This window comes from Streptomyces bicolor, from assembly GCF_000719285.1.
Lineage (GTDB): Bacteria > Actinomycetota > Actinomycetes > Streptomycetales > Streptomycetaceae > Streptomyces > Streptomyces bicolor.
Genome location: NZ_JOFS01000020.1, coordinates 151,633 through 175,937 on the forward strand (window position 1 = coordinate 151,633; position 24,305 = coordinate 175,937).

The 24,305-nt window shown below is 70.6% G+C and carries 24 protein-coding genes; 2 read left to right on the forward strand and 22 right to left on the reverse strand.

Annotated features, from left to right (window positions below; all coding sequences use genetic code 11):
* Nucleotides 1-150: 150 nt before the first annotated feature.
* Nucleotides 151-1,044, reverse strand: a complete 894-nt coding sequence (gene rpsB, locus IF78_RS0125750) for a 30S ribosomal protein S2 (protein ID WP_031485079.1) — start codon at nucleotides 1,042-1,044, stop codon at nucleotides 151-153.
* A gap of 273 nt (nucleotides 1,045-1,317) precedes the next feature.
* Here rpsB and IF78_RS0125755 point away from each other — a divergent pair, with 273 nt between their 5' ends.
* Entirely contained in the window at nucleotides 1,318-1,950 is a 633-nt protein-coding gene (locus IF78_RS0125755) for a M23 family metallopeptidase (protein WP_078662586.1), read from the forward strand.
* Between the two features lie 82 nt (nucleotides 1,951-2,032).
* Here IF78_RS0125755 and IF78_RS0125760 read toward each other — a convergent pair whose 3' ends face one another.
* The 18 genes from IF78_RS0125760 to proS form a co-directional block, all read right to left on the reverse strand.
* A complete protein-coding gene (locus IF78_RS0125760; RefSeq protein WP_031485083.1) occupies nucleotides 2,033-2,590 on the reverse strand; it encodes a TetR/AcrR family transcriptional regulator in 558 nt (185 codons plus the stop codon).
* A gap of 95 nt (nucleotides 2,591-2,685) precedes the next feature.
* Complete coding sequence (gene whiG, locus IF78_RS0125765) at nucleotides 2,686-3,528, reverse strand: RNA polymerase sigma factor WhiG (RefSeq protein ID WP_003997555.1); 843 nt, start codon at nucleotides 3,526-3,528, stop codon at nucleotides 2,686-2,688.
* 293 nt (nucleotides 3,529-3,821) lie between these two features.
* Complete coding sequence (gene dprA / locus IF78_RS0125770; protein ID WP_031485085.1) at nucleotides 3,822-4,982, reverse strand: DNA-processing protein DprA; 1,161 nt, start codon at nucleotides 4,980-4,982, stop codon at nucleotides 3,822-3,824.
* Entirely contained in the window at nucleotides 4,979-6,604 is a 1,626-nt protein-coding gene (locus IF78_RS0125775; RefSeq protein WP_031485088.1) for a YifB family Mg chelatase-like AAA ATPase, read from the reverse strand. The genes dprA and IF78_RS0125775 overlap by 4 nt, the downstream gene beginning before the upstream one ends.
* 1 nt (nucleotide 6,605) lies before the next feature.
* Nucleotides 6,606-6,983, reverse strand: a complete 378-nt coding sequence (locus IF78_RS0125780; protein ID WP_031485090.1) for a YraN family protein — start codon at nucleotides 6,981-6,983, stop codon at nucleotides 6,606-6,608.
* A 132-nt stretch (nucleotides 6,984-7,115) separates the two neighbouring features.
* Nucleotides 7,116-7,424, reverse strand: a complete 309-nt coding sequence (locus IF78_RS0125785) for a DUF2469 domain-containing protein (RefSeq protein WP_003965949.1) — start codon at nucleotides 7,422-7,424, stop codon at nucleotides 7,116-7,118.
* A gap of 56 nt (nucleotides 7,425-7,480) precedes the next feature.
* Nucleotides 7,481-8,047: an NUDIX hydrolase gene (locus IF78_RS0125790; protein WP_425314629.1), complete on the reverse strand. Its 567-nt coding sequence runs from the start codon at nucleotides 8,045-8,047 to the stop codon at nucleotides 7,481-7,483.
* Nucleotides 8,037-8,813: a signal peptidase I gene (lepB, locus tag IF78_RS0125795; protein WP_031485098.1), complete on the reverse strand. Its 777-nt coding sequence runs from the start codon at nucleotides 8,811-8,813 to the stop codon at nucleotides 8,037-8,039. Before lepB (IF78_RS0125795) ends, IF78_RS0125790 begins: the two co-directional genes overlap by 11 nt.
* A gap of 248 nt (nucleotides 8,814-9,061) precedes the next feature.
* Nucleotides 9,062-10,030: a signal peptidase I gene (gene lepB / locus IF78_RS0125800; protein WP_037641221.1), complete on the reverse strand. Its 969-nt coding sequence runs from the start codon at nucleotides 10,028-10,030 to the stop codon at nucleotides 9,062-9,064.
* Complete coding sequence (gene lepB / locus IF78_RS0125805; protein ID WP_031485102.1) at nucleotides 9,918-11,009, reverse strand: signal peptidase I; 1,092 nt, start codon at nucleotides 11,007-11,009, stop codon at nucleotides 9,918-9,920. The genes lepB (IF78_RS0125800) and lepB (IF78_RS0125805) overlap by 113 nt, the downstream gene beginning before the upstream one ends.
* Nucleotides 11,002-11,721 (reverse strand): signal peptidase I, encoded by a 720-nt coding sequence (gene lepB, locus IF78_RS0125810; RefSeq protein ID WP_031485103.1) that lies wholly within the window; start codon nucleotides 11,719-11,721, stop codon nucleotides 11,002-11,004. The genes lepB (IF78_RS0125805) and lepB (IF78_RS0125810) overlap by 8 nt, the downstream gene beginning before the upstream one ends.
* 60 nt (nucleotides 11,722-11,781) lie before the next feature.
* Nucleotides 11,782-12,132, reverse strand: coding sequence for a 50S ribosomal protein L19 (gene rplS / locus IF78_RS0125815; protein WP_031485105.1), 351 nt, complete (start codon nucleotides 12,130-12,132; stop codon nucleotides 11,782-11,784).
* A 134-nt stretch (nucleotides 12,133-12,266) separates the two neighbouring features.
* A complete protein-coding gene (trmD, locus tag IF78_RS0125820; RefSeq protein ID WP_031485107.1) occupies nucleotides 12,267-13,100 on the reverse strand; it encodes a tRNA (guanosine(37)-N1)-methyltransferase TrmD in 834 nt (277 codons plus the stop codon).
* Nucleotides 13,097-13,642 carry a ribosome maturation factor RimM gene (gene rimM / locus IF78_RS0125825; protein WP_031485109.1) on the reverse strand — a complete coding sequence of 182 codons (546 nt, stop codon included), beginning with the start codon at nucleotides 13,640-13,642 and terminating at the stop codon, nucleotides 13,097-13,099. Before rimM ends, trmD begins: the two co-directional genes overlap by 4 nt.
* An 85-nt stretch (nucleotides 13,643-13,727) precedes the next feature.
* On the reverse strand, nucleotides 13,728-13,967 hold the full coding sequence (locus tag IF78_RS0125830; RefSeq protein ID WP_003973401.1) for an RNA-binding protein: 240 nt from the start codon (nucleotides 13,965-13,967) through the stop codon (nucleotides 13,728-13,730).
* A 2-nt stretch (nucleotides 13,968-13,969) separates the two neighbouring features.
* Complete coding sequence (gene rpsP, locus IF78_RS0125835) at nucleotides 13,970-14,389, reverse strand: 30S ribosomal protein S16 (RefSeq protein ID WP_030048919.1); 420 nt, start codon at nucleotides 14,387-14,389, stop codon at nucleotides 13,970-13,972.
* A 345-nt stretch (nucleotides 14,390-14,734) separates the two neighbouring features.
* Nucleotides 14,735-15,331, reverse strand: coding sequence for a hypothetical protein (locus tag IF78_RS0125840; RefSeq protein WP_031485115.1), 597 nt, complete (start codon nucleotides 15,329-15,331; stop codon nucleotides 14,735-14,737).
* 261 nt (nucleotides 15,332-15,592) lie between these two features.
* Nucleotides 15,593-17,008 carry a proline--tRNA ligase gene (gene proS, locus IF78_RS0125845; RefSeq protein ID WP_031485117.1) on the reverse strand — a complete coding sequence of 472 codons (1,416 nt, stop codon included), beginning with the start codon at nucleotides 17,006-17,008 and terminating at the stop codon, nucleotides 15,593-15,595.
* A gap of 198 nt (nucleotides 17,009-17,206) precedes the next feature.
* Between proS and IF78_RS0125850 the strand changes: the two genes are divergently transcribed.
* Complete coding sequence (locus IF78_RS0125850) at nucleotides 17,207-18,064, forward strand: hypothetical protein (RefSeq protein WP_031485119.1); 858 nt, start codon at nucleotides 17,207-17,209, stop codon at nucleotides 18,062-18,064.
* 9 nt (nucleotides 18,065-18,073) lie between these two features.
* On the opposite strand, the gene ftsH is transcribed toward IF78_RS0125850, so the two are convergent.
* The 3 genes from ftsH to IF78_RS0125865 form a co-directional block, all read right to left on the reverse strand.
* The gene (gene ftsH, locus IF78_RS0125855; RefSeq protein ID WP_031485121.1) at nucleotides 18,074-20,011 is read right to left on the reverse strand and encodes an ATP-dependent zinc metalloprotease FtsH; all 1,938 of its coding nucleotides are present in this window, start codon (nucleotides 20,009-20,011) and stop codon (nucleotides 18,074-18,076) included.
* Nucleotides 20,012-20,120: 109 nt separating this feature from the next.
* The gene (gene ffh, locus IF78_RS0125860; protein WP_031485123.1) at nucleotides 20,121-21,674 is read right to left on the reverse strand and encodes a signal recognition particle protein; all 1,554 of its coding nucleotides are present in this window, start codon (nucleotides 21,672-21,674) and stop codon (nucleotides 20,121-20,123) included.
* Between the two features lie 159 nt (nucleotides 21,675-21,833).
* On the reverse strand, nucleotides 21,834-24,281 hold the full coding sequence (locus IF78_RS0125865) for a [protein-PII] uridylyltransferase (RefSeq protein ID WP_031485125.1): 2,448 nt from the start codon (nucleotides 24,279-24,281) through the stop codon (nucleotides 21,834-21,836).
* Nucleotides 24,282-24,305: the final 24 nt, after the last annotated feature.

Consider the following 24,305-nt stretch of genomic DNA (forward strand, 5'->3'; position numbering starts at 1 on the left):
AAGATCGAAGATCTACGGGGTCTGCAGCTCCCCATGTATCCGGGGGCCCTGACCTTCCGTCGACCTACGGGTGAACGGCGGGAGCGGACTTCAACCGCGCCGGAGGCGCTGTTGGACGCAGGACCGCTCCCGCCGTCAACGCTGACGGTGTCAGGCCTGCTCGCCCTCGGCGGCCGGAGCCTCAGCAGCCGGAGCCTCGGCGGCCGGAGCCTCGGCAGCGGGGGCCTCGGCAGCAGGCGCCTCGGCGGCGGCCGGGGCCTCCTCGGCCTTCTTCTCGCCCTCGAGCAGGTCGCGCTCCCACTCGGCGAGCGGCTCGCCCGCGGCCTTCTCGCCCTTGCCCTCCGTCGCCACGCCGGAACGGGCGATGAGGCCCTCGGCGACGGCGTCGGCGATCACACGGGTGAGCAGGGTGACGGAGCGGATCGCGTCGTCGTTGCCCGGGATCTTGTAGTCGACCTCGTCGGGGTCGCAGTTGGTGTCGAGGATGGCGACAACCGGAATGTTGAGCTTCCGGGCCTCACCAACGGCGATGTGCTCCTTCTTGGTGTCCACGATCCAGACGGCGCTGGGCACCTTCTGCATCTCGCGGATACCACCGAGGGTCTTCTCCAGCTTGGCCTTCTCGCGCGAGAGCACGAGAAGCTCCTTCTTGGTCAGACCGGAAGCGGCGACGTCCTCGAAGTCGATCTGCTCGAGCTCCTTGAGGCGCTGCAGACGCTTGTAGACGGTCGAGAAGTTGGTGAGCATGCCGCCCAGCCAGCGCTGGTTGACGTAGGGCATGCCGACGCGGGTCGCCTGCTCGGCGATGGCCTCCTGCGCCTGCTTCTTCGTACCGACGAACATGACCGTGCCGCCGTGGGCGACGGTCTCCTTGACGAACTCGTAGGCGCGGTCGATGTACGACAGCGACTGGAGCAGGTCGATGATGTAGATGCCGTTGCGCTCCGTGAAGATGAAGCGCTTCATCTTCGGGTTCCAACGACGGGTCTGGTGACCGAAGTGGACGCCGCTCTCCAGCAGCTCCCGCATCGTGACGACGGCCATGGCCGTATCTCCTTGAATGTTCTCGGTTGTGCCGCGGATGCCGGATGGCTCCCGCGCCTGACGCCCACATGCGCCGTGCCACGAAGGACCGAGAGGCGCTGACACGGACCGTCTCCGGTGGCCGTATCGGGGCGTGCGAAGTCGACCCGGTGACCCGGATCGCCAGAAGAAGTGTACGGGACCCGGGAGGTACCGGGTGACGCCGCTGTCCACAACCCGGGAGTTATCCACAGATACCGGCCATGATCGGGGAGGGTGCGGGACGGTTCTCGCATGCGAGCAAAGCGATGTGCGAGAACGGCGGAGACGGCGAGGACATGCGGGCGGCTGGTGTTGCGGCTGGTGTCACTGCTGCTCCTGACGGCGACCGTCCTGCTGACACCGGTCCCACGACTGACTCCGGCCGCCAGTGGCGTGCCTGCCGCGCCGGCCCAGGACCCCACAGTGCCGGCGGTCGGCCAGGCCTGGCCCGTGGGGTTACGCCCTCCGGTCCTCCGCGGCTGGGAGCCCCCGGCGACCGCGTACGGCCGCGGCCACCGCGGCGTGGACCTGGCAGCGCCCGCCGGGACACCGGTACGGGCGGTGGCGGCGGGGCGGGTTTCCTTCGCGGGCCGGGTCGCGGGGAAGGGGGTCGTGTCGGTGGAGCTCACCGGGACGGGGGATCCGCCGTTGCGGACGACGTATGAACCGGTGCGGGCGATGCTGAAGAAGGGCGAGGAGGTGGAGGCGGGAGAGGTCGTGGGGACAGTGCAGGCGACCGGGTCCCACTGCGCGGGGACGTGCGTCCACTGGGGTTTGCGGAGAGACGACGCCTACCTGGACCCGCTGTCGCTCCTGCCCCCGTCGCTACTGCACAGGGGACCGTCGAGGCTGCTGCCGGTGCTGGGGGTGCCGTTGCCGTCCTAGCCGGCGCGGGGTGCGGGCACCGGCACCCCGCACGCGCGGACGGGCGTTCCCGCCCCGTCGGCACCTCGCGCCGGTCAGCCTGTCAGCCCCGCACACCCCGCAGTGCCATGGCCACGGCCGCCTCCGTGATCGCCGAGGGATCCTCCGCCGCCCCCAACTCGATCCTCCGCACAGCCGCGTCCACGACCCCCTGCAACAACATCGCCGCCAGCCGAGGCTCCGCGTGCCCCATCTCCGCCAGCGCCTCGACGATCATCGCGACGAGCCCGCCGTGCGCCGCCCGGATCTTCTCCCGAGCCCCGGCGTCCAGCTCGCTCGCGGAGATCGCCACCACGGCCCGGTGCCGCCGATCTCCCACCAGCGCGAGCTGCTGCCGCACATACGCCTCGACCTTGCCGTCGGCCGTCGGGTCCCGCTCCATCGCCGCCGAAACCTCCGCGGCCCACACAGGAAAGTCGACCCCGCACAGCTCCTCGACCACGGCGGCCCGCGACCGGAAGTACTCGTACACGGACGACCGCGCGAGCCCCGTCCGCTCGGCGAGGGCCGGGAAGGTCAGCGCCTCCGTCCCGCCCTCGGACAACAGGGAACGAGCCGCGTCCAGCAGGGCGGCTCGCTGCATCGACCGGTGCTCGGCCACGGAGGCCGCTCGAATCCTTGGCACGTCAACCACTTTACGGACGCGCCACCGCCGACGGGAGTCTCTCCACGGATCCCCCGACACGTCCCGCCAGGTCAACGACCGAAGCCGGCCAGCTTCGCCCGCAGCTGCAGCACCGACTTGGTGTGGATCTGGCTGACCCGGCTCTCGGTCACACCGAGCACGTTCCCGATCTCGGCGAGCGTGAGCCCCTCGTAGTAGTACAGCGTCACCACGGTCTTCTCCCGCTCGGGCAAGGTGTTGATCGCCCGCGCCAGGAACCTCCGCAGCTCCCGGTCCTCGGCCACCTCCACCGGATTGTCCGCGGCGGTGTCCTCCAACGTGTCCATGACGCTCAGCCCGTCGCCACCCTCACCCCCGACGTGCAGCAGCTCCTCCAGCGCCACCACGTTGGCCAGCGACAACTGGCTGAAGACCGCGTGGAGTTCGTCCACCGCGATCCCCATCTCGACGGCCACCTCCGCCTCGGTCGGTGTCCGCCGCAGCCGCGCCTCGAGCGTCGCGTACGCCCGCTCCACGTTCCGCGCCTTCTGCCGCACCGACCGCGGGATCCAGTCCAGCGCCCGCAGCTCGTCGATCATCGCGCCCCGGATCCGCGTGATCGCGTACGTCTCGAACTTGATCTCCCGGTCGATGTCGAACTTCTCGATCGCGTCGATCAGTCCGAACACTCCCGACGACACGAAGTCCGCCTGCTCCACATTGGGCGGCAGACCGACGCTCACCCGGCCCGCCACGTACTTGACGAGCGGCGAGTAGTGCAGGATCAGCTGCTCGCGCAACCGCTCGTCCCCTGTCGCCTTGTACGACCGCCACAGCTCGTCGAGCGTCGAGGGAGCGGGCGGCCGCACGCTGCCACCGTCACGGGCGGCTGGGGGGATCGCCGCACGGTCGGACCCGGAGGTGTGCTGGGGCATTCGTTGCCTTGTGCCGTTCTGCCGTGATGTGGGGGCGCCTGGGGGAGCTGCCGGTCTGATGTCGTTCTGATGCTGTTGCGGGGTCGAGGGGCCGGTCTGAGTCGGAATTCTCGTGAGCGTAGCGTGACTGCGGCGTCGCGGTGCGCGAAGGATGAAGCGCAAGCCGTACGCAGATACGTTCCGCTGGACGCCCCGCCGGGGCATGGCGGTCGCTCTACGTGATCACCCGAACACCCCAACTGGGGGAATTCACAAGGGCGTCCGTGTTCCCCCGTACGGCCGAACCTGCTCGGTCAGGATCGACTTCGATCTTCGCGAGCGGACATAATCGCCTGGCGTGTCAACTTCCAGCCGTCGCCGTGTCGTTCGACGTAACCGAGTGAGCGGAGTTCGTACAGCCTCGCGATCGCGTCGTCCTCGGTGGTCTGCGCACCGCGCGCGATCTCGTCCGCCCGTGCGGCGCGGCGACCGGGGAGCGCGGCCAGAACCCTGCGCGCCCCAGGCTCCAGCAGATCGCGCGGGAGGACGGGCCCGCGCCGCTCGGGCGCCAGCTCTCCCATGTCACCCACGATTTCCACGATCTCCGCGGCGTCGGTGACCAGCACGGCATCTCCGCGCAGCAGTTCGTGCACGCCCGCGGAGAGGCCGCTGGTGGCCGGGCCGGGCACCCCCATCGTGTGACGTACCAGCTTCTGGGCCGCCCGCGCGGTGACGAGTGACCCGCTGCGATGGGCGGCCTCGACGACGACCGTGCCCCGCGTGAGCGCCGCGATCACCCGGTTGCGCACGATGAATCTGCTCGGCGTCGGGTGGTCGCCGGGTGGCAGTTCCCCGATCACGAGTCCCTGTTCCGCGATCCTGTTGATCAACTGGGTGTGTCCGCGCGGATAGGGCCGGTCGACCCCACAGGCGAGCACGGCGACGGTGGCCCCGCCGGCGCTCAGGGCACCCCGGTGAGCGGCTCCGTCGACGCCGTAGGCGCCGCCGGACACGACCACCCACCCCCGCTCGGCGAGCCCGTCGGCGAGGGCGGCCGCCATGTGGGCCCCGTACTCGGTGCAGGCCCGCGCGCCGACGACGGCCACGGACCGCAAGGCCCACATCCGCAGGCTGGCCCGCCCCCGCACCCACAGCCCGATGGGCCGGGCGTCCCCCAGATCATCGAGCTGCTGCGGCCACTCGACGTCCCCGGACCGCAGAAACCGCACCCCGGCCTCCCGGGCCAGGGCAAGATCACGCCGGGGCTCGGCCCGCGATGCCCGGGCCCGCAACCCGTCCCACCGCTTGTAACTCACCCCCGGCAAGGCCTCCGCCCCCTCCCGCAACCGCCACACCACTTCCCCCATCCCGTACTCCCGCACCCACCGCCCGACGACCTCGTCACCGGGCTCGACTACTCGGCTGAGGAGCACCCGGCCGAGCAGCTCGTCGTCCGGGTCCTCGCTCCCGCTCACGTCAGCGCCCAGATGGCCATGGGCACGCCCCGCGGCACACCGGTGCGCAACTGCAGCGCCAAGGCGACATCGGTGGCGTCAGGCCGGTCGTGCCCGACGAGGTCGGCGACGGTCCAGGCGACGCGCAGGACACGGTCCAGGCCGCGGGCGGTCAGAACTCCGCGTTCAAGGTTCCGTTCGGCATCGTCCATGGCGCCGGCCGCGGCGTACCAGCGGCTTCGCAGCTCACGTCCGGGGACCTCGCTGTTGGTCCGCCACGGGGTGCCGGCCAGGCGGGCCGACGCCCGCTCGCGGGCCGCGCGCACCCGGTCGGCGACCGTCGCGGTGGATTCGCCCCGGGCTCCCCGCTCCGTCAGCTGGGCGCGCGTGACACGGTCCACCTCCACCCGGAGGTCAACGCGGTCGAGCAGCGGCCCGGACAGCCGCGCCTGGTAGCGGCGGATGGCCGAGGGCGGGCACTCGCACAGATCGTCCGTCTGGGAGAAGCGGCCACAGGGACAGGGGTTCGCCGCCAGCACCATCAGGAACTTCGCCGGGAAGCGGACGACTCCGGCGCTGCGCGCGATCACGACATGGCCGGCCTCCAGTGGCTGCCGCAGGGCGTCGAGGGCTTGGCTGTTGAACTCCGGTGTCTCGTCGAGGAAGAGAACACCCCGATGCGAGAGTGACACCGCGCCCGGCCGCGCGATGCCAGGGCCCCCGCCGACGAGGGCCTGCATCGTCGCCGAGTGATGCGGTGCGCAGTAGGGGGCCATGTCGACCAGGGGCTTGCCCGGAGGCAGCAGACCCGCCACCGAGTGCACCGCCGTGACCTCCAGGGACTCCTCCCTGGCGAGCCGGGGCAGGATGGCCGGCAGCCGCTCCGCGAGCATCGTCTTGCCGGCGCCGGGCGGCCCCTCCAGGTAAAGGTGATGCCCACCCGCCGCGGCGACCTCCACGGCCGTACGGGCCGACATCTGCCCCACCACGTCGGCGAGATCGTGCCCGTGATCGGGCTGGGCGGCGCCGAGGCTGTGCATGCCCGTGGCCGCGCCCGTACCCGGCATCCGCAGACCCGCGAGCAGCGGGTCCGGGCGGCCCTGCTCGTCCGGCTCCTCCTCGGGTACGGGCTCGTCCGCGAGGACGGCGATCAGCTGGCGCAGGCTGCGCACGCCCAGCACGGACACGCCCGGCACCAGTGAAGCCTCGGCCGCGGCACACTCCGGGACGACCACCTGCTCGTAGCCGGCATCCGCCGCGGCCAGCACCGCGGGCAGGATGCCCCGGACCGGACGCACACGTCCGTCCAGACCGAGCTCTCCGATCATCACGATGTCGGCGAGGACTCGCGGATCGATCCGCTCGCAGGCGCCGAGCACGGCACACGCGACGGCCAGGTCGAAGCCGCTGCCCGCCTTGGGGACCGATGCCGGGCTGAGCCCGACAGTGAGCTTCTTCTGCGGCCACTCGCCCCCCGAGTTCACGACGGCAGCCCGCACCCGGTCCCGGCTCTCCGAAAGACTCTTGTCCGGCAACCCCACCAACGTGAACGCCGCCACCCCCGGCTCCAGATCCGCCTGGACCTCGACCACAACCCCCTCGACGCCCACCAGGGCCACCGAGCACGTACGAGCGAATCCCATCTCAGGCCACCCCCCGGGCGTGCTCGACCACGGGGGCGCCGCGCTGTGGCAGGAGGACACCCACCAGATCGATGCGGACGCCTCCCGGTGGTGCCCCTCCGTGTGCGTGGAGCCAGCTCTCCGCCAGGCCTCGCAGGCGCTGGGCCTTCTCCGGGGTCACCGCGGCCATCGGGTGCTCGAAGGCACCCGTCCTGCGTGTCTTGACCTCGCAGACGACCAGGACGTCGCCGTCCCGCGCCACGATGTCGATCTCGCCCGTCCTGCCGCAGCGCCAGTTGCGCTCCAGGACCGTCATCCCGGCCTCGACCAGCCGCCGTGCGGCCAGCGTCTCGCCGTACCTGCCCAGTGCGCTGCGTGCGTTTCCGTTGCTCGTGCTCATGTCGGCACCACCTCCGGCGCCAACATTGAGGGCAGCTCACCGAGCTATTGGATCTTGGTGGACGAGTACGCGATTGTGGATAACTTCCTCACCCCTGCGGGTGAACCGGGTGAGGCGGGCAATCCGGGGGCCTCACCCGCCGGGAAGCTCCAGATCACTCTTGTTCAGCTCCTCGATGTTCACGTCCTTGAACGTGAGCACGCGGACCTGCTTCACGAACCGGGCGGGCCGGTACATGTCCCACACCCAGGCGTCCGCCATGGACACCTCGAAGAACACTTCTCCCTGAACCGAGTGCACCTGCATCTCGTAGTCGTTGGTCAGATAGAAGCGCCGCTCGGTCTCGATCACATACTTGAACAGACCGACGACATCGCGGTACTCCCGATAGAGCTTGAGCTCCATCTCGGTCTCGTACTTTTCGAGGTCCTCGGCGCTCATGGCATGTTCCCCTTCAGCCGTGCGATCCCACCATTGTGCGCCAGTCCCGTCCGCACCTAGACAATTTCGGGGTCAAGGGTCACGGGCCCGGCGGGGGGACCTTGGTCGAGCAGTGTGCGCAGCAACCCGGCGAGTCTGGTCGGGTACACCGTCTCATGCGCCCGGGCGAGTTCCTCACACGTCCACCAGCGCGCTCCGGCGACACTGCGCCGCTCCAGCTCGGTGAGGCCCACGGCCCGCGTCGCCGTCTGCGTCGTACGGGCCAGGTAGTACCACTCGTCCTGATCCCAGCGGCGGCCCGCGAACGGGAAGGAGCACCTCCGCCGCCACAGCACGGGACCGAGTTCGACCTCGGTGATGCCGGTCTCCTCGGCGAGTTCCCGCAGCGCGGCCTGCTCGCGGCTCTCGTCGCCCTCGACGCCGCCGCCCGGCGTGAACCACCAGTCGTCCGCCGGATCCTCCGGCTCATGACCGTGCAGAAGCAGAATGCGGTCCCGTGGGTCGAGCAGCACCACACGTGCGACCTTGCGCAGCCCGCCGTCGTACAAGTCGCCGTACGCCGCGTTCCCCGCCGCTGTCCCGCCGTACGGTCCGTTCCCCGCGCCGACCGCCTCAGCGGGCACCCGCGGGCTCCGTCCGGGGCGTCGAGCGCTTGGCCAGCCTGTTGGCGATCGGGCCGTACGCCCCGCCGCCCATGACCAGCGCACCGCCCACGACGATCAACGCGACGATCGTCCGCAGCGGTCCCGGCGACGACAGCGCGCCGAGTGCCTCGAAGCCGGTGGGGCGCTCCAGCAGGCCGTCCATGGGCCATACGACGGCGTCCACCCGGGCCGACACGGCGCTGCGCGCCACCGTGCCGCCGGCGGCGTCCGTGAGGTGGGCCGTGGAGTCCAGGGAGCCGCTTCGTTCGTCACCGAGCAGGAAGAGCCTGTCCTTCGGCACCGTCACCGTCGGGAAGTTGCGGATCTCGGCCGGAGAGTCCCCGGCCAGGTACGGCTCGTCGATCTGCTTACCGTTGACGGTCAGCTTGCCGTCGGTGCAGCAGGCGACCGTGTCGCCGCCGACGGCGACCACGCGCTTGACGACGGGTGCGTTGGTCACCCAGGTCTTGTCGGTGAAGACGACGACGTCACCGCGGCGCACCTCAGAGCCGTCGACGCGCTCGGCCAGCACCCGGTCGCCCGCGCCGATCGTCGGCGACATCGAACGGGTGGGCACGGTGTACGGCCGGTAGACCACGGCTCCCCAGGCGAACCCGCCCAGGAACAGCACCAGGCCCAGCGCCACGGCCAGCCCGGACAACCGCTGTCCGGTCCGGCCCGCCGCCGGGCCCCTGCTCGCGCCGCCGTCGCGCGGCGCCGTGCGTGTCGTGCTCTCACCACCCATGGGTCCGCACACTACCCGGCAGTACCGACACCGGGCAGCCCCCTCCCGAGGGCTCGAGGTCACACGCTCGGCAAAGCTTTCCCAGCCATGTGCCGAAGCCCCGTCCGAGCGGCCGCCCAAGCCTTCACCCAGGGGACCCTCACGGCCTTCCAGGCGACCCTCACGGCCTTCGGCCGAGGCGGTCCCCGCATGCCCTCATGGAGAGCCACGGCCTCCCGGGCCTCGTGGAGAAGCCCCACCTCGCGCGCTCAGCGGCCCTCCGCCGCCTTGATCCGCTGCCGGCGCCACAGCACCAGCGGCACCGCACCGGCCAGCGCGAGCCCCTGGGGTGCGACCGTCAGCGCGGCGGACCGGGCGCTCAGGTTCTGGTCGAAGGTGTCCGGGACCGGCAGGTTGTCCCAGCGGCTGATCGGCCAGGCGATCACGATGGCGCGGCCGACGACCTCGTTGACGGGGACCATGCCGTGGTTCTTGTCGGACTGGTTGTAGCGCGAGTCGCGGGAGTTCTGGCGGTGGTCGCCCATGACCCAGATGTGGCCCTCGGGAACCTTCACCTTGAACTGGCCGCCCTGGTCGTCCTGGCTGCAGGGGGTGTTGCCCGGGTAGACGTAGGGCTCGTCCAGCGCCTTGCCGTTGACCGTCAGCGGGCCGGTCTTCTTGCACTCGATCGTGTCACCGCCGACGCCGATGACGCGCTTGATGAGGTCCTTCTCCTCCGCGGACGGCATCAGGCCGATCCAGCTGAGGAAGGTCTGCAGGGCGTTGGGGTCCGGCGTGGGCTCACCCGCCAGCCAGTTGTCGGGGTCGTGGAAGACGACGACCTCGCCGCGCTCGGGCTCGGAGCCGAACCAGGGCGTGAGCTTGTCGACCAGGACGCGGTCACCCTGTTGGAGGGTGTTCTGCATCGAGTCGGAGGGGATCGAGAACGCCTGCACGAGAAACGTCTTGATCAGCAGCGCGAGGACGAGCGCGATGCCGATCAGGATGGGCAGCTCCTTCCAGAAGGAGCGCTGCTTCTTCGGCTTGGGGGAAGCCCCGCCCGGCCCCTCGCCGTCGGTCGGGGGCTGCCCGCCCGCCCCTGAACCGGCGCCGTCCGCTCCGAGGTCATTCCCTGAGGTCACGGCGCCGTCCGGGGCCGGGTCGGCCGCGTCCACGGGGCGTCCGCGGTGCTCCTCGCCGTCGTGCCCGGATCGTGCGCCAACCGCCACATCCCCCACGCCAACTCCTTACCTTGTGCCGCTGCCTGCCCCATGTGCGGCGCAGGCCCACCACTCCCATAACGAGCGGGAGTTCCGCAGGGCTCGGGAGCTGGATCGTTCCGTTCGAATCGTCGGAAGCAACCCTATGCGACAGCTGGGGAGCTGCGGTCGACCCTGTCCCCCAGTCGGACACGGAAGCGTACGTGTTCGGCTCCTCCAGGGTGGTCCAGTGGCCCAGGGGCCAGGCGATCCACATCGCCCGTCCGACCACCTCCTCCTCGGAGACCGTGCCGCCGTAGTCCTCGTCCTGGTGAACCCGGGAGTCCGCGGAGTCGGCCCGGTGGTCACCCATCACCCACAGCCGTCCCTGCGGGACGGTGATGTCGAACTGCGAGTCGGAGGGGGCGTTGCCGGGATACAGATAGTCCTCGTTCAGGGGAACGCCGTTGACGGTCACCCGTCCTTGCCCGTCACAGCACTTCACTCGATCGCCGCCGACGCCGACGACGCGCTTGATGAGGTCCTTCTCGTCGTCGGAGGGCAGCAGTCCGATGAAGGTGAGCGCCTGCTTGACCTGCTTGATGACGACGGGATCCTCCTTCTTCACCGTCGTCTGCTCGTCCCGGAGCCAGCCGCCGGGGTCCTTGAAGACGACGACGTCCCCGCGCTGCGGCTTGGAGCCGAACCAGGGGGTGAGCTTGTCGACCAAGACGCGGTCGCCGATCTGGATCGTCTGCTCCATGGAGCCGGACGGGATCACGAACGCCTGCACGAGGAAGGTCTTCAGGACGAGCGCTATGAGGACCGCGACGCCGACGAGGAGGGGTATCTCCTTCATCGCGGAGCGCCTGCGGCGCCGTTTGACCTTGCGCTGGAGCTTGCGCCGCTCGGCGCGCGTACGGCCGCCCGCGGGGCTGGCGGCGCGCCGGGCGCCGGTGGGCAGAAGATTGTCGGCGGGACTGCTGGGCACGCCGCGGGGCTTGCCACGGTTACCCATGCGCGCCCTCCTCCGCAGCGGGCACGCGCGCGTACGCGTCGGGACGGTGCAGGCGGGTCCAGTGGGCGGTCGGCCATACGATCCAGTCGGCGCGGCCGATGACGTCGTCGACCGGGACCATGCCGCCGCCGGGCGAGCCCATCCGGTCGCGGGAGTCGCTGGATTCGCTGCGGTGGTCGCCGAGGACGAACAGGGTGCCGTCGGGCACGACGACGTCGAAGCGCACCGTGGACGGGCTGTCGCCGGGGTACAGATACGTCGACTCGTCGACCGACCGGCCGTTCACCTGGATCCTCCCCTCCTTGTCACAGCAAACCACGTGGTCTCCCCCCACACCCACAACGCGTTTGATGTAGTCGGCATCCCCGAAATACCCAGTTCCGTCGAACACGACAACATCGCCGCGCTGCGGCTCGGCACCGAAACGGTACGCCAACTTATTTACGAGAACGCGGTCGCCGATCCTCAATCCGGACTCCATGGATCCGCTGGGAATCTCGAACGGCCGCAGGACGAACGTGTTGAGCACCAGCAGGAACGTCAGGAAGACCAGCAGCGTCAGGCTGATCCGCCCGCCCGGGAGCCACTCGGTGATCCGCGACACCAACGCGAAGCGCGACCGTTCCTCCGGCCCCTCTGTGTCCGAGGTCTCCTCGGAGTCGGAAGGGCGGGAGGAGCGGTCGCGCTCCGTCGGCTGTGCTTCGGTGTCCATCGGGGCCAGATGCTATCCGGCCCCGCTGTGGACCCCGCGGGGGCGAGCCCCCGGAAGCGCTCAGTTCTCGCGCTTCTCCTTGATCTTCGCCGCCTTGCCGCGCAGGTCGCGCAGGTAGTACAGCTTGGCGCGGCGGACGTCACCCTTGGTGACGAGCTCGATCTTCTCGACGATCGGGGTGTGCACCGGGAAGGTGCGCTCGACGCCGACAGAGAAGGAGACCTTGCGGACCGTGAAGGTCTCGCGCACGCCGGCACCCTGGCGGCGGATCACAACGCCCTTGAACTGCTGCACACGGGAGCGGTTGCCCTCGATGACGCGGACGTGGACGTTGACGGTGTCGCCCGGGCGGAAGGCCGGGACGTCGCTGCGCAGCGACGCGGCGTCGACGGAGTCGAGCAGGTGAGACATTTCGTCTGCTTTCTTCGCTGATGCCACAGGTCATCAACGGGAACTAGATGTTCGGTGAGAGTGCCGTGCGCGTCGGGGCGGGCGTCGTGTCCCCCTGTGGCAGGGGCGCACGCCGGACGGCGCACAACAGCTGTCTATTCTTCCACGCCCTCGGTCCTGCGCCAAAATCGGCCGGACCGCTCCCCTTCCGGGTCGGGCATCCAGCCCAGGATGGAGAGCATCTCGCGGTCCTTCTTGTCGAAGGCCTTGGGGTCGCAACGCTCGATCAGTTCGGGCCGGTTGGCCGTCGTACGCTTCAGGGCCTCGTCGCGGCGCCAGCGGGCGATCTTGCCGTGGTGGCCGCTGAGCAGCACGTCCGGGATGCCCCGGCCGCGCCACTCGGGCGGCTTGGTGTAGACGGGGCCCTCCAGGAGGTTGGCCATCGCGCCGGGCGCGAAGGAGTCGTCCTGGTGCGACGCGGCGTTCCCCAGCACGCCGGGCAGCAGACGCGCCACGGCCTCCGTGATGACCAGTACGGCCGCCTCGCCGCCGGCGAGGACGTAGTCGCCGATGGACACCTCGTGGACGGGCAGACGGGTCGCGTACTCGTCGACGACCCGGCGGTCGATGCCCTCGTAGCGGGCCGGCGTGAAGATCAGCCAGGGCCGCTCGGAGAGTTCGACGGCGAGTTCCTGGGTGAAGGGGCGGCCGCTGGGGGTGGGGACGATCAGTGTGGGCGCACGCGAGCCGGTCTCGTAACCGTCCGCGAGCACGGAGTCCAGCGCGTCCGCCCAGGGCTCGGTCTTCATGACCATGCCGGGGCCGCCGCCGTACGGGGTGTCGTCGACGGTGTTGTGGCGGTCGTACGTCCAGTCCCGCAGATCGTGCACATGCACGTTCAGCTGTCCACGCGCGCGTGCCTTGCCGACGAGGGAGACGTTCAGGGGCTCCAGGTACTCGGGGAAGATCGTGACGACGTCGAGCCTCATGCGCTGTCATCCCTGGTGGAGTCGATCTCCGCGTTGTCGTCGATCAGGCCCGGCGGGGGCGTGATGACGGCCTTCTGCTCCGTCAGGTCGATCTCGGTGACGATCTCCTCGACGAACGGGATCATGACCTCGCTGCCGTCGGGACGCTCCACGATGAACAGGTCCTGGGAGGGCAGGTGCGAGATCTCGGTGATGCGGCCGACCTCCACGCCATCAGCGGTGACCACGTCCAGGTCGATCAGCTGGTGGTCGTAGTACTCGTCCTCTTCCTCGGGCAGCTCGTCCGGGTCCACCTCGGCAATCAGCAGGGTGTTGCGCAGTGCCTCGGCGGCGTTGCGGTCCTTGATCCCTTCGAAGCGCAGCAGCAGCCGGCCGCTGTGCACCTTGCCGGTCTCGATGGTGAGCGGGCCTGCCGAGGCGGGATCCGTGAGGAGCACCGCGCCGGGCGCGAGCCGCAGTTCCGGCTCGTCGGTACGGACCTCCACGGTGACCTCGCCCTTGATGCCGTGGGCGCGGCCGATCCGTGCGACTACGAGCTGCACTTTTCGAAGATCTCCTGTCATGACGACGACGGGCCGGGGACGGCCCAGTGGCCCTCCCCGGCCCGAGCCGGTGCTGCGTTCGGCGTCAGCGGACGTGGTCCACGTCGACGAGGTCGACACGGACACCGCGGCCGCCGATGGCGCCCACGACGGTGCGCAGAGCGCGTGCGGTGCGGCCGTTGCGGCCGATCACCTTGCCGAGGTCGTCGGGGTGCACCCGGACCTCCAGCACACGCCCGCGACGCAGGTTGCGCGAGGCGACCTGCACATCGTCAGGGTTGTCGACGATGCCCTTCACGAGGTGCTCGAGAGCCTCCTCGAGCATGCTCAGGCCTCGGCCGACTCGGACTCGGCGGCAGCCTCGTCCTTCTTCTCCGCCTTCTTCTTCTGGGTGATCGCCTCACCCTTGCCCTCGTCGTCGCCACCGAGGGCCTCGAACGACGGGCGCGCCTTCTTCGGCTCGGCAACCAGCAGCGGAGCCGGGGCGGGCTCGCCCTTGAACTTCTGCCAGTCGCCGGTCTTCTTCAGAATGGCGAGCACGGGCTCGGTCGGCTGCGCGCCGACACCCAGCCAGTACGCCACACGGTCGGCGTCCACCTCGATGACCGACGGGTTGTAGGTCGGGTGGTACTTGCCGATCTCCTCGATCGCACGGCCGTCGCGACGGGTACGCGAGTCGGCGACGACGATGCGGTAGTGAGGCGAACGGATCTTGCCGAGACGCTTGAGCTTGATCTTGACTGCCACGGGAGTGGGTTCTCCTGGATTTGACGTGGTTGGGCACGGCGAGAAAGCCGCGTGGGGTTGCGGTACCCGAGTGCCCGATGGACGCGTCAGCCGGAGGAGAGAGGGGTCCTGTGCGGCTGTCGAGTACAGCTAGCCATTGTGCCATACCCTGCGGGTCGCTTTTGGCCGAGGGGGCGGGGAGGGTGGCTGGGCATGCTGGGGAGGCACCCGGCATTTCGGGTGCCTCGGGGTTGGTCGCGCAGCCCGGCGCTGACGGGGTGCCACGGGGGACAGCGGCACCCCTGCGCCATGCGTCCCGACCGGCAGCCACGAGATGCCGGTGCTGGACGCCCCCGCGGTTACGCGTTACGCCGCGCCCATGACCTCCGGGATCCGGAACGGCTTGCCGCAGCCGCCGCACACGATCGGTGCCTGGGCCAGGACCGACGGGACGACCCGGACGTTACGGCCGCAGTCGCACACCGCCTTGACGCGGACGCCGCCGCCGGAGGAGCCGTGGCGGGCGGCCGGGCCCCGGAAGGTCCTGCTCGTGTCGGCGGAGGTCGCCGCCGTGTGCGCCTTGAGGGCGCGCTGGAGGCGGTCGATGGTCGGACGGTACCGGCGCTTGGCCTCGGGGTTGAGCGTGACCAGGGAGAAGCCGCTGCTCGGGTGCGGCTCCTCGGGGTGGTCCAGGCCCATCTCCTCGGCGATGGCGAGGAATCTGCGGTTGTGGTAGCGGCCGGCCCGGGAGGTGTCGCGGACGCCGCGCGCGGCGGCGATGCCATGGACTGCCTCGTGAAGCAGTCGCTCGAAGGAGAGCTCGTGACCGCAGGCGGACGACGACTCCCCGATCAGGGACTCTGGCGCGGCGAGATCCGGCAGCTCGGGGTGGTACCGCTGAATGTCGGCCCACGCCTCTGCCAGCTCTGCGGCGAGAACAGGTGGTGTCTGTGTCGTGCTCACGTAATGACAACGAGCCGGAGTGCCGCTGTGTTCCGATTCCGGGGCATCCCAAATAATTTGCACGTACCCGTCAGTTGCGAATGATGCGCCACGACGAGGGCGGGTGCGCCGATCTGCGGAGAAGCCTCACAGCTCGTACCAAGCCGGTGCGTAGCCTGACGTACGCACCAGCGTGTAGATCGCGTCCACACGCCGGGACCGCTGTGGTCCGCGGAAGCGCAAGAGGGGTTCCGGCCGCTCTCTTCCCCCACGGGCGTCATCTCAATAAGCGCGCGCCACGACGGCGACGTTACCGGGTGCGTCGTCGGCGTCCGGCACCGACCCGTCCTCGGCGACCAGACACCGTACGGTCACGGCGTGCTCGGCCAGCCTGGCCTCGCCTTTTTCGCCGAGCGTCGCCCACGGGAGGCGCGCCCAACCGCCGGCGACGGCTGCCTCGACGGCCTCCTTGATCGTCGACACGTCGGCGGTGCGGGACTCACGCCGTTCGCGGGACTGGGCCAGCAGCAGCGCCTGATCTTCTTCGAGGACCGTGGGGAGAAGCCGTACGAGCGACTCGACGGGCACCGGCTCCTTGCCGCCCGGGATGCGGCGCGCCAGCATCGCCGTGCCGTTCTCCAGGTCACGGGGGCCGACCTCGACGCGGACCGGCACACCCTTGAGCTCCCAGTCGACGGCGCGGCGGCCGAAGGGGATGTCGGTGCGGTCGTCGACGTGGACGCGGATGCCGGCCGCCTTCAACTGCGCACCGATCTCACGGACCTTGGCCAGAACCGGCTCGTCGCCCTTGATCGCGAGCACGACGACCTGGATCTGCGCGAGGCGCGGCGGCACCCGCAGCCCGTTGTCATCCCCGTGAGTCATCACCAGGGCGCCGATCATGCGGGTGGTCGATCCCCAGGAGGTCTGCCAGACGAGTTCCTGCCCGCCTTCCTTCGACAGGTACCGCGTGTTGAAGGCCTTGGCGAAGTTCTGGCCCAGCTCATGGCTGGTCGCCATCTGCAGGGCCTTGCCGTCGCCCATCATGCCTTCGAGGGTGAGGGTGTTGATCGCGCCGGCGAAGCGCTCCTTGACGGTCTTGCGGCCGGGGACGACGTCCATCGCGAGGACGTTCACCATGAAGTCCTCGTAGACCTCGCGGTGGATGTACGCGGCGAAGTCGCGGGCGTCCTCGTACGTGGCGTGCGCGGTGTGACCCTCCTGCCACAGGAACTCCGTGGTCCGCAGGAAGAGACGCGGCCTGAGCTCCCAACGGACCACGTTCGCCCACTGGTTGATCAGCAGGGGCAGGTCGCGGTAGCTCTGCACCCACTTGGAGAAGTACTCGTTGATGATCATCTCGGAGGTGGGGCGGACGACCGCGGGCTCCTCGAGCTCCTTGCCGCCGCCGTGTGTGACGACCGCGAGCTCCGGCGCGAAACCCTCGACGTGGTCCGCCTCGCGCGCGAGATACGACTGCGGGATCAGGAGCGGGAAGTACGCGTTCTGAGTGCCCGTCTCCTTGATGCGGGCGTCCATCTCGGCCTGCATCCGCTCCCACAGCCCGTACCCGTACGGCCGGATGACCATCGTGCCGCGCACCGGACCGTTGTCCGCCAGCTCCGCCTTGTTGATCAGCTCCTGGTACCAGCGCGGGAAGTCATGTGCCCGTGGCGTAAGAACGGGTGCCTTTGCCATGGCCAGATGGTACGGGCCCATGTTGCCGGAATGTGAATTTCGGCCACGGACACAGCGATCCGGCAAGCCGGGCTCCGCGACCCCTGGACGCGACGTCGAGCGCGGAGTTTCCTGGCATACGGGGGGAGCGCGAGCGCAAGTCACGGGGGCTACTGAATCGGGTACATCGTCAACTCTCGGTGGATTGGGGCGCTTTACATGACACCTACGCTCGTGCGGCAGCACCTGCCTCACGCGGGCGCGACACCCCGCGTGGACCTGTGTGCACGCGCGCGTGACTGGTCCGAGATCCAGGAGCGGATGCTGGTTCCGCTCTACGAGGCCGTCTACGAGCGACTGGACGTGGGCACCGGCACCCGGCTGCTGGGCCTCGGCTGCGGCAGCGGGCTCGCCCTTGTGCTGGCGGCGTCCAGAGGCGCGGCCGTCACCGGTGTCGAGTCCTCCGCCCCAGAACGACTGGACCTCGCTCGGCAGCGGTTGCTGCCCGAGGCGTGGGGCACGCGCGCGCGTGTCGGCACCCGGCTCATCGACGGCTCGCCTCGTGACACGTCCGACGCGGGGGCGCCCCCTTACACCCTCGTGACCGCGTTCGAGCCCATCGGGTGCCTCGCGGGCGACTCCGAGGGGCTCGGTGAGGCGCTCGCGGCCGCGGTGCCGCTCGCCGGGCGCGGGGCGCCCGTGGTCCTCGCCGGCTGGGGGCCGCCGGAGCGCTGCGCCACCTCGTCCGTGCTGCGGGTCGCCACGAAGCTGGCCGATCCCCTGCGCAGCACGGGCAGTTGGCGCCCTGCCCTGCGCGACGACCTGGAGGAGGTCGCCCAGCGCGCGGGCCTGCGGCCCGACGGTTCCGGGCGGGTGGCCTGCCCCTTCGGCTACGCGGACGTCGACAGTGCCGTACGGGGACTGCTGTCGACGGGGCTGTTCGACGCGGCGATCTCCGCGACCGACCAGGCCCAGGTGGACAAGGAGGTGACGGAGGCGCTGCATCCGCATCAGCGGCAGGACGGGACGGTGTGGATGCCGAACGTCTTCCGGTACCTGATCGCCCGCGTGCCCTGAGCCTGTCCGCTACGCGTCCGTGTCCTTGGCCAGCCGGGTGATTCCGGCGATCCGGTACGCGTCGGCCTCCTCCAGCGTCTCGTTCTCCAGCAGCGCCTCGGCCAGGGCGTCCAACTTCCCCCGGTGCTCCCGGAGTTTGTCGCACGCCTCCTCGTAGCACTCGTCGACGATCCGGCGCATCTCGGCGTCGATCACATCGAGGGTCTGCGGGGCGGCCGCGAGCCCGTACGCCTGCTGGGTATCGCTCGGCAGGGCGGACAGCCGGCCCACCCGCTCGCTCATGCCCCAGCGGGCGACCATCCCGCGTGCGATGTTGGTGACCTGTTCGAGGTCGTTCTCGGCGCCCGTGGTGACGACCCCGTAGACCACCTGTTCGGCCGCCATGCCGCCCAGGGCGCCGATGATGCGGCCACGAAGGTAGCCCTCCGAGTGCGCGTACCGCTCCACCTCCGGCGTGGACATCGTCACCCCGAGCGCCCGGCCGCGCGGCACGATGGTGATCTTGCGTACGGGGTCGGCGCCCGGCTGCAGCATGCCGAGGAGGGCGTGTCCGCTCTCGTGGAACGCGGTGCGACGGCGGTCCTCCTCGGGCATCACGAGGGTGCGCTCGGCGCCCAGCTGCACCTTCTCCAGGGCCTCGGACAGGTCCGACGCGGTCACCTGCCCCTGCTTCCGCTTGACCGCGAGCAGGGCGGCCTCGTTGGCCAGATTGGCCAGATCCGCGCCCGTCATGCCCGGGGTCGTGCGGGCCAGCTGGGCCAGGTCCACGTCGTCGGCGAGCGGGATCTCGCGGGTGTGGATCCGCAGGATCGCCTCGCGCCCACCTCGGTCCGGCGGGGATACGTTGACCACCCGGTCGAAGCGGCCGGGCCGGGTCAGCGCCGGGTCCAGGATGTCGGCGCGGTTCGTCGCCGCGATGACGATCACGCCCTCCGAGCCGGAGAAGCCGTCCATCTCGGTGAGGATCTGGTTCAGCGTCTGCTCGCGCTCGTCATGGCCGCTCACCGAGGCGCCACCGCCGCGCATCCGTCCGATGGTGTCGATCTCGTCGATGAAGATGATCGACGGCGCCACCTTGCGGGCCTCGCCGAACAGCTCCCGGACCCGGGACGCGCCGACACCGACGATCATCTCGATGAACTCGGACGCGGAGGCGGAGAAGAACGGGACGCCCGCCTCGCCCGCCACCGCCCGCGCCAGCAGGGTCTTGCCGGTGCCCGGCGAACCCGCGAGCAGCACGCCGCGCGGCATCTTCGCGCCCATCCTGCGGTAGGCGTCGGGGTGTTCCAGGAAGTCGACGACGTCGTCCAGCTCGCCCTTGACCTCGTCGATGCCGGCCACGTCGGCGAACGTCGTGCGCTCCTTGCCCGGCTGGAGCTCGACCGGCTTGGGCGGCGCCTTTCGGCCGAGCATGCCGCCCGCACCGCCCAGGCCCCCGCCCATCCGCCGGGCGAGGAAGATCCAGACCGCCACCAGGAGCACGATCGGGATCAGGGAGAACAGCAGGTTGGACAGGACGCCGCGCTCCCGCACGACCGGCTCCGCGGTCACCGTCACATCGCGGCTGCTCAGTTGCCGCCAGAGTTCGTCGTCCGCGAAGGCCGGGCGCTGTGTCTTGAACCTGGTGTACTCACCGTCGCCGTCGGGGTTGTCCCGGGCGCTCTTGAGCTCGCCCTGGATCGCGTCGCCCTTGGAGTAGATCTTGTCGACGTTTCCTGCGTCGACCTGCCTGCTGAACTCCGTGTAGGAGATCGTCGGCTCGTTGCCCCGGTCGAGGTACGTCAGCCCCACATAGGCCAGCAGGAACACGATCACCGCGGTGAGGAGCAGCCCCCACCATCGACCGCGGGTCCGTCGGCCGCGGGGCGGCCCGGGCGGCTCGTCGGGAGTGCCCTCGATGCGCCACGGCTGGTCAGGGGCCTTGCGTGGTGGCGCGGCATTGCTCATATCTGGACGTTACGGCAGATACCCGGCTACGGCACGCGCTGGGGGCGCCCCCATGACGAGGGGCGCCCCCACTGACGTACGCGACGAGACGGTCGTACGAAACGAACCGTCAGCCCATGAACTTCTTGAACTCGTCCGGCAGCTCGAAGTCCTGTCCGGCCTGCTGACCCGGCAGCCCGAAGGCGCCGCCGCCCTGAGCCGCGGCGGCCCGGCGGGCGGCCTCCTCCTGCTCCTGCTGCTTGCGCTTCATCGGGTTGCCCGAGCGCTGCTTGCCCTTGGCCTTCTTCGGCTGCTTTTTGGCGCGGCCGGGACCGCCGCCCATGCCCGGCATCCCCGGCATACCGGGCATGCCGCCGCCCTGGGCCATGCGCGACATCATCTTGCGGGCCTCGAAGAACCGCTCGACGAGGTTCTTGACCGCGCTGACCTCGACACCGGAACCGCGGGCGATACGGGCGCGCCGCGAGCCGTTGATGATCGTCGGGTCCTGGCGCTCGCCCGGCGTCATCGACTTGATGATCGCGGCGGTGCGGTCGACGTCCCGCTCGTCGAGGTTGTTGATCTGGTCCTTGATCTGGCCCATGCCCGGGAGCATGCCGAGCAGCTTGGAGATGGAGCCCATCTTCCTGACCTGCTCCATCTGGGCCAGGAAGTCGTCGAGGGTGAAGTCCTGGCCCTTCTTGGAGGCCAGCTTCTCGGCCATCTTCTGGGCTTCGGCCTGGTCGAAGGTCTTCTCCGCCTGCTCGATCAGGGTGAGCAGGTCACCCATGTCGAGGATGCGGGAGGCCATCCGGTCCGGGTGGAAGGCGTCGAAGTCGTCGAGCTTCTCGCCGTTCGACGCGAACATGATCGGCTTGCCGGTGATCTGCCGGATCGACAGGGCGGCACCACCGCGGGCGTCACCGTCGAGCTTGGAGAGCACCACGCCGTCGAAGCCGACGCCGTCGCGGAACGCCTCGGCGGTGTTGACGGCGTCCTGACCGATCATGGCGTCGACGACGAACAGGATCTCGTCCGGCGAGACCGCGTCCCGGATGTCCGCGGCCTGCTGCATCATCTCCTGGTCGATGCCCAGACGGCCGGCGGTGTCCACGATCACGATGTCGTGGACCCTGGTCCTGGCGTGCTCGATGGAGTCCTTGGCGACCTTGACCGGGTCACCGACGCCGTTACCCGGCTCCGGCGCGAAGACCGCGACACCGGCGCGCTCGGCGACGACGCTGAGCTGGTTGACGGCGTTGGGGCGCTGGAGGTCGGCGGCGACGAGCAGCGGGGAGTGGCCCTGCTCCTTCAGCCAGCGGCCGAGCTTGCCCGCGAGGGTGGTCTTACCGGCACCCTGCAGACCCGCCAGCATGATCACGGTCGGCGGCTGCTTGGCGAACCGCAGGCGCCGGGTCTCGCCGCCGAGGATCGTCACGAGCTCGTCGTTCACGATCTTGAGGACCTGCTGGGCCGGGTTCAGCGCCCGGGACACCTCGGCGCCGAGGGCGCGCTCCTTGACGTTCTTGATGAACGTCCGGACGACCGGCAGCGCCACGTCCGCTTCGAGGAGTGCGATGCGGATCTCGCGCGCGGTGGCGTCGATGTCCGCCTCTGAGAGCCGTCCCTTGCCGCGCAGGTTCTTGAAAGTCGCTGAGAGGCGATCGGAGAGAGTATCGAACACGGCGCTCGCGGTCCTCGGGGTCGGTGGCAGCTGGGAATCGCCCTCCAGGGTATCCCGGCGACGCAGGTTGCCGGGATCCCTGGTTCAGGGCCTGTCCTTCGGATCGGCTCGGGGACGCGGGCCCTGGCACGCACTCCCCCGAGCTCTGCGAGCAGGGCCCTAGCCCCGCAACGTCTCCTCCAGCTTGCGCGCCACGGCAGCCGCCTCGTCGCCGGGCAGCGGGGCGCCCTCGGGCCCTGTGACATAGAACGCGTCGACGGCGTTGGCGCCGAGTGTGCTGACATGCGCACTGCGCACCCGCACGCTGGCGTCCTCCAGGGCCCGGCCGATCCGGAACAGCAGCCCCGGCGCGTCCTGGGCGCGGACCTCGATCACCGTGGCCAGCCGGGAGGCGGCCGGGTGGACCGACACCCTGGGCGGTGGCGGCACGACGCCCCGGCGGCGCGGATACGCCGCGTCCCGCTCGGCGAGGCGGCCGGCGATGTCCAGGGAGCCGTCCAGGGCCCGTACGAGGTCGGCGCGCAGTCGGGCGGCCTGCGGCAGGGAGCCGTACTCCGCGGCGACCCGCCAGTTCAGCAGCAGCACGGAGCCCTCGACGCCGTCGGGCAGGTCCTGGGCGCGCAGTTCGGCCGTACGGACGGTCAGGCGGTGCATCGCCAGGACGCCGGCCACCGCGGGCAGCACGCCCGGCTGGTCCGGTACGGCGATGAGGAGCTCCACGCCGAGCGGCTCCGGGTCGCCCGAGGGCTGCTCCTCGGCCGGCGGCTCGGTCTGGGCGCGCAGTGACAGTACGGGGCTGCCGGTCGCCATCGCCTCGATGGCGAGCCGTTCCTGCTCGGCGGTGGGCGCGGCGGCCTCGGGCTCGTCCGGGTCGTCCCCGGCGAGCACGGCTGCGACCCGTTTCACCAGGTCGGCGACGAGTGAGCCGCGCCAGGACGACCAGGCCGCCGGGCCCGTGGCCAGGGCGTCCGCCTCGGTCAGGGCGTGCAGCAGTTCCAGGGTGCCCTGCGAGCCGACCGCCTCGGCGACCGAGCGCACGGTGGCCGGGTCCTCCAGGTCACGCCGGGTGGCCGTGTCGACGAGCAGCAGGTGATGGCGTACCAGCGTGGAGAGCACCGTCACGTCGTCGCGGTCGAAGCCGATGCGCGCGGCCACGTCCTTGACGATGATCTCGCCGGCCACCGAGTGGTCGCCGGGCCAGCCCTTGCCGATGTCGTGCAGCAGCGCGGCGACCAGCAGGAGGTCGGGGCGGTGGACGCGGCGGGTGAACTCGGAGGCGCGGACCGCCGTCTCGATGAGGTGCCGGTCGACGGTCCAGACATGCACGGCGTTGCGCTGCGGGCGGCAGCGCACCCGCTCCCAGTCGGGGAGGAAGCGGGTGATCAGCCCCTCGGCCTCCAGCGCCTCCCACACGTCGACGGTCGGGCGGCCGGAGCCCAGCAGGGTCACGAGCTGCTCGCGGGCCTCGGCGGGCCACGGCGTGGGCAGGGCGCGCCCGGTGGCCGCCATGCGCCGGACGGCGTGCAGGGAGAGCGGGAGTCCGGCCTGTGCGGCGGCGGCCGCGGCGCGCAGTGGGAGTACGGGGTCGCGTTCGGGGCGCGCGGCACGGGCGAGCACCACCTCGCCGTCCTGCTCCACCACACCCTCCGCCAGCGGAGAGCGCTCGGCGGGCGGCTTTCCGCCGCCCAGCATGGCGCGCAGCCGGGGCCGCACGGCGCGCGATCGCAGCACGCGCCCCACTTCGCGCCAAGTGACATCGCTGGCATACGAGATGACCCGCGCCGCCTCGTACACCTGCCGCAGCAGGGTGTCGGCGTCGAGCAGTCCGAGCTCGGTGGCGACCTGGTCCTGCTCCTGCAGCGCCAGCCGGTCGGTCGCGCGCCCGGTGGTGAGGTGCAGGGCGTCGCGTACGTCGAGCAGCCGGCGCCGGGCGTCGTCGAGGCCCTCGCGCGGGGCGTCGGCCAGCCAGGACGCGGCGACGGCGCGCAGGATGGTGGCGTCCCGCAGACCGCCGCGCGCCTCCTTCAGGTCGGGTTCCAGGAGGTACTGCAGCTCGCCCTGGCGCTCGGCGCGTTCGGCGGACAGCTCCTGGAGTTCGGGCAAGCGCTTGGGCGCCTGGTTGCGCCAGTCGGCCAGGATCGACGTACGCAGTCCCGCTGTCAGGCCGAGGTCGCCCGCGATGTGCCGGGCGTCGAGCAGGCCCAGCTGGACCTTGAGGTCCTCGCCGGCGGTCTTGCGGGCCTCGGCGGGGGTGCGCACGGAGTGGTCGAGGGCGAGGCCGAGGTCCCAGACCGGGTACCAGATGCGGTCGGCCAGGGCGGCCACCGCCTGGCTGTCGCCTCCGTCGTGCAGCAGGAGCAGGTCCAGGTCGCTGCGCGGGGACAGCTCGCCGCGGCCGTAGCCGCCGACGGCGACCAGGGAGACGCCACGCAGCCCTTCGGCACCGGCGGCGAACAGGCCGGTCAGCCACTCGTCGGTCAGTTCCGCGAGGGCGGAACGGCGCGGCGGCCCGGACCGCGCCCCCTCGGTGAGGAGGCGCAGCCGGGCCGCCGCGTAGCCGCTGGGTCCCGAGTCCTCTGCTTCGTTGTGCACATCCGTACTCGACACCCAGCAGCTCCTGTTCTTCTTCTG